At 58.3% G+C, this 4,841-nt stretch carries 7 protein-coding genes; 3 read left to right on the plus strand and 4 right to left on the minus strand.

The genetic code is table 11. The features are described from left to right. The coding region (locus D6877_RS04615) for a glutathione S-transferase N-terminal domain-containing protein (protein ID WP_178083635.1) at positions 1-206 on the minus strand (206 nt) is incomplete at its 3' end. 61 nt (positions 207-267) lie between these two features. Beyond that, on the minus strand, positions 268-1,176 hold the full coding sequence (locus D6877_RS04620; protein WP_130910008.1) for a MurR/RpiR family transcriptional regulator: 909 nt from the start codon (positions 1,174-1,176) through the stop codon (positions 268-270). 406 nt (positions 1,177-1,582) lie between these two features. On the opposite strand from D6877_RS04620, the gene D6877_RS04625 reads away from it, so the two are divergent. The 3 genes from D6877_RS04625 (at position 1,583) to D6877_RS04635 (ending at position 4,132) form a co-directional block, all read left to right on the plus strand. Then, positions 1,583-1,987: a TraR/DksA family transcriptional regulator gene (locus D6877_RS04625; RefSeq protein ID WP_016775095.1), complete on the plus strand. Its 405-nt coding sequence runs from the start codon at positions 1,583-1,585 to the stop codon at positions 1,985-1,987. Between the two features lie 227 nt (positions 1,988-2,214). Next, entirely contained in the window at positions 2,215-3,819 is a 1,605-nt protein-coding gene (locus D6877_RS04630; RefSeq protein ID WP_130910009.1) for a methyl-accepting chemotaxis protein, read from the plus strand. A gap of 109 nt (positions 3,820-3,928) precedes the next feature. Beyond that, positions 3,929-4,132 (plus strand): hypothetical protein, encoded by a 204-nt coding sequence (locus tag D6877_RS04635; protein WP_130910010.1) that lies wholly within the window; start codon positions 3,929-3,931, stop codon positions 4,130-4,132. Between the two features lie 6 nt (positions 4,133-4,138). On the opposite strand, the gene D6877_RS04640 is transcribed toward D6877_RS04635, so the two are convergent. Together D6877_RS04640 and D6877_RS04645 are read right to left on the minus strand one after the other, a co-directional pair. Further along, entirely contained in the window at positions 4,139-4,378 is a 240-nt protein-coding gene (locus D6877_RS04640; RefSeq protein ID WP_130910011.1) for a DUF2789 family protein, read from the minus strand. Positions 4,379-4,427: 49 nt separating this feature from the next. Then, complete coding sequence (locus D6877_RS04645) at positions 4,428-4,700, minus strand: hypothetical protein (RefSeq protein WP_130910012.1); 273 nt, start codon at positions 4,698-4,700, stop codon at positions 4,428-4,430. Between the last annotated feature and the right edge of the window lie 141 nt (positions 4,701-4,841).

Below are 4,841 nucleotides of genomic sequence, written 5' to 3' on the forward strand. Positions count from 1 at the left end.
TAATCGAGGATGAGGGTCGAGTCCATCAGGACCACGCCGTCGTCGAGGATCAATGTGGGCGCCTTGACCACCGGGTTGATCTGCTGAAATTGCTCGAAATGGCGGAACACCGAGACCGACTCGTGTTCGAGGTCGATCCCCAGGCATTTGGCGGAGATCGCTACGCGGCGCACGTAGGGGGAGTCGAGCATGCCGATCAGTTTCATGACGCGTTCCTTCAAGTCGAACCGGTGGGAAGGCATAACCTAGCCGACGCTGAGGCAATTGTCAGTCGTCGAATCCCGCCTGCTCGTGAATTTCATCGACGTTCAAGCCCAGCCGATACGCCACTGCCACAAACAGCGCCTGGCACAAACACAGCGTTGCACTGAGCGAACGAAAAGCCAGCGCACTGCCTTCATTGACCAGCAACACGCTATTGGCAAGTTTTGCCAGTGGCGAAAGAGGGCTGTCGGTGATGATCAGGGCATTGGCGTTCTGCTGCCGGGCGAAGCGCAGGCAGTGTTGGGTTTCCTTGGCGTAGGGCACGAAGCTGATGGCGATCACCAGATCGTTGGCGCGCACGCTGCGCATTTGCTCGCGATAGCTGCCGCCGATGCCGGAAACGAGATGAATGCGCTTCTGCGTGTGTTGCAGGTTGTAAACCAGATAGTCGGCGACGGCGAACGAACGGCGGACCCCGACAACATAAATGTCGTCGGCATTGACGATGAGATCGACGGCTTTATCGAAAGCAGCCTCGTCGAGTTCGCGGCCCAAGCGTTCGATGCCCGAGAGCGTTGCATCAATGCACTCGCGGGCGAGTTCGCCGTTGTTGGCGGTCTGCGAGTTGTTGGCGATCATGCTGCGGATGCGTTGCTGATAGTTTTGCGCTGGCGTGGCTTTGTGCGTCCAGGCCTGGCGGAACAGCGCCTGCATCTCGCTGAAGCCGCTGAACCCGAAACGTTGCGAGAAACGCACAATGGCTGACGGATGCACTTCGCACTCGCGGGCGATGTCGCTGATGCGCTCGACCATGATTCGCTCGCTCTGCTGGCTGATGTAGCTGGCCACGCGTTTGAGCTGGCGCGGCAGGGCGTCATACTCTTCGCTGATCATTTGCAGCAGGCGCTCGGCGTTGACCGGCGCGCTGGCGAAGGAAATTTCGGCTGTGGCCGGCAGAGCGGGGCGGGGCATGGGCAGCATCCTTCAGGCGAGTTGAGCACGCGGTGGGCCTGATAATAGAAGGGCTGCGTAAGCTCTGCCGGGCTGAAACGATGCACCTTGCGAGAATAATCTCGGCTGTCGCTGGCGGGTTGGTTAGCCGTTTGTCTTCTATATACAGCCGCTCGACTGAATTTCTTGCTATAAACGCACTCCGATGGCCGTGTGAAGCGTGTGTCAGAGCAGTTTCCAGGTCCTGTCGGACAAATTCCCTGTATTTACAGTTGCTGAGGTCTTGATCGGGCCTTAGACTGCCGCCCCTCGTAAATTGAGTGCCGGGTGGCGTTTGCAATAAAACGATGCCTTTTCGACGGCCCGACACGGTTCGCCGAAACGCTCCCTTATTCGCCTTAATGCACGTTTTTTTATAGAGATATCAATGACAAAGGACAAGTTGCTGGCTATGCCGGCAGATGACTACATGAATGCAGAGCAACACGCTTTCTTCACTGAGCTGTTGCAGAACATGAAAGTCGAAACCCACGAGCGCATTGAGCAAAACCGTATCGCCATCGAAAGCCTGGACACCCCGGCTGACCCGGCGGACGCGGCTTCGGTTGAAGAAGAGCGCACCTGGCTGGTCAACGCGATCGATCGCGACCAGCGCATGCTGCCGCAATTGGAACAAGCTCTTGAGCGCATCAAGGACGACAGCTTTGGCTGGTGCGACGACAGCGGCGAGGCCATTGGCCTGAAACGCCTGCTGATCAGCCCGACCACCAAGTACTGCATCGAAGCTCAAGAGCGTCACGAGCAGATCGACAAGCACCAGCGTCAGGCCTGATTCTGTGGGTGACCCCTTCAACAGGGGCACCTTGAAAAGATCGCAGCCTTCGGCAGCTCCCACATGGGGTTGCTGAAGGCTGCGATCTTTGTTTTTGCTCGTCTGCGATATTTCCCCGTCGTTCCATTGACCTGCCACCGACTCCACGACTAACGGACCATGGATAATGGCGTTGTAGTGGCGTTTAATGCAGTCACAACAATGAGAACAAACGTGGGGTGATCAAGATGACGAGAGATGGATCTCTGGTTGCGGCGCTGCCTGCACCAGTGCTTTTGCCGAAAAACCGCTGGATCGCGCCGACCCTGCAAAGCGTCGCCCTGATGCTGTTGCTGGCCGGCATGGCCATGGCCGAGTGGTCGCTGTACATCTGCATGCCGCTGGCAGTGTTGATTGTCTGGCTGCCGCGCCTGCGCTCGCGCAATGCTCCTGCTGCTGCCCCGGTCGATAGTGCGAGCGCATTGTCCGCACTGACTCGCGATCTTTCCTATACCACCAGCCACAACGCACTGTCTGCGGCCGGCGTGGCGTTCTCGGTCAAAGCGCTCGCAGGCAAACTTGAATCGCAACTCGACGCGGCGGCGCAGATCGTCAGCAACGCCGAGGTGATGATCGCCACCGAACAGGCGACTTCACAGCTCAGTCGCGATGCGCTGGATTCCGCCAGCCAAGCGCATCACAGCAGCGCGGCGGGGCGCAGCGAACTGCTCGACTCGATTGCGCGCATGCAGCAACTCAGTCAACGCGCCAACGCCAGTCGCGAACTGATCGAGGCCTTGAGTGTGCGCAGCGACGATATTCAGCGCGTGACACTGGTAATTCAATCGATTGCCAGCCAGACCAATCTGTTGGCGTTGAACGCTGCGATTGAAGCCGCCCGGGCCGGCGAGCACGGTCGCGGTTTTGCCGTGGTCGCCGACGAGGTGCGCGGGTTGGCAGCACGCACGGCGGCGGCCACGGGTGAGGTCGGTGAGATGGTCGCTGACATTCAGCAGCGCACCGCGCAAGTGGTGGCGCAGATTCGCGAGTTATCGAGCGATCTGCACACTGGTGTCGAACAGGTCGAACACACCGGTCAGCATCTGGAAAACATCGCGCGTCTGGCGGCCGGCGTAGAAACTCAGGTCAGCGAGATTGCCCGAGGCGCGCAGACCAATCGCGAGCAGCTTGACGCGCTGTTCATCGCCATCGAGCAAATGCGCAGCGATCTGGCAATCAGCGATCAGCAGACCCGCCGTCTCGCCGAGGCCGCGGTGCAGATGGAAGGGCAGGCGGAAACCATTAGCGAGCGCCTGGCCGAGGTCGGCCTGGATGACTATCACCAACGTATCTACGACTTGGCCCGTGAAGGTGCGAGCCAGATTGCCGCGCGTTTCGAAGCGGATGTCGAGCAGGGACGGATCAGCCTCGATGATTTGTTCGACCGGACATACCAGCCGATCCCCGCAACCCAGCCAGCCAAATTCCAGACCCGGTTCGATCGATATACCGATCAGGTACTGCCAGCGATTCAAGAGCCTTTATTGTTGCGACATGAGGGGTTGGTATTCGCAATCGCTTGCACGCAGCAGGGTTATGTGCCGACGCATAATCAGGCATTCAGCAAACCGTTGACCGGTGATGTGCAGGTCGACACGGTGAATAACCGCACCAAACGCAAATTCGCCGACCGCACCGGCATCCGCTGCGGCAGCCATCAACAACCAGTGCTGCTGCAGACTTACACGCGCGACACCGGTGAGCTGATGCATGATCTTTCGGTGCCGATCATGATCAAGGGACGACACTGGGGCGGTTTGCGTCTGGGCTACAAACCTGAGAATCCGCGCTGAGATTGTTACCGTTGGCGCAATGAATCTGTGCACGGGGGTTGCTGTTTCCTCTCGAAGGAAAGCATTAACCTGACGACTTAGTTAGGTAGCTAATTATTTCGGAGGGCACATGCAGTGCAGGGTAGACGTGGCAGTGATGATCGGCAGCGGGGTCCCGGCCGGAATGCGCGCGATGGGGCGCAGTGTGTGCTGGGTGGTTTTGCTCAACGGTGAGCGACGCGGCACAGCCTTCGCCAGTCGCGATGAAGCGGAGGAGTGCAAGGCTGCCTGGCTCGACCAACTTAACATCGAGCCCGGCGACAGCCTGCACTGATCGTACTTACTTGCCGCGATGCAGGCGCACGTTCAGCTCATCGACAATTACCGCTTCTTCGCCGTCCGCACGCAGCCACTCTTTAAGCAGTTGCGCTTGTTGAGGCGTCCAGAAATCGGCATCGATCAGCTTGGTGTCAGAGTCCAGCGGATGGGCTTCGACAAAGTCATTGATCGACGCTTCATCGGACGGCAGGCCCAACTGATCGAAAAGGGTGGTCAGGTTAAGCTCGGTTGGCAGTTCCATCATCTACTCCTGGGTCGGTGCCGGTACGGCTTGTACGTTCACTCCCTTATCAGAGGCAGCCGTTGGCGTGGAGTTCGATTTTTGATTCCAGCGAACGGGCGAGGGCGCACGCTTCGTTGTGATTGCCGCGGAAACCTCTGACACGTCCCGTGGATATCTCCTTGATGTGAAAGAACGCGATGCCCGCCGGCACCACCTGAAAATGCGGGGTTCGGTGATTGTTAGAAGATGTCGGAAGGTGATCCAGGCTGGCAACCTGCATTGTCAGAGGTGTGTTGATTCGCGCCTCAGGCGACGTGGCAAAATGAGTCAAAGTGCACATGTGAAGTCCTTTTCATCAGTCGGCCGGGATTTAACGGCCGTTGCGGGTAGTCGTAATGAGCATCGCTGCTCTAGAATCGCCAGTACCTGTTGACGACCGGGCTTATCTAAAGCAATTTTTCGCCAGCGATATGTCGGAAAA

The sequence above is a fragment of the Pseudomonas sp. Sample_9 genome, from assembly GCF_004307535.1.
In the GTDB taxonomy this organism is placed as follows: domain Bacteria; phylum Pseudomonadota; class Gammaproteobacteria; order Pseudomonadales; family Pseudomonadaceae; genus Aquipseudomonas; species Aquipseudomonas mercuritolerans.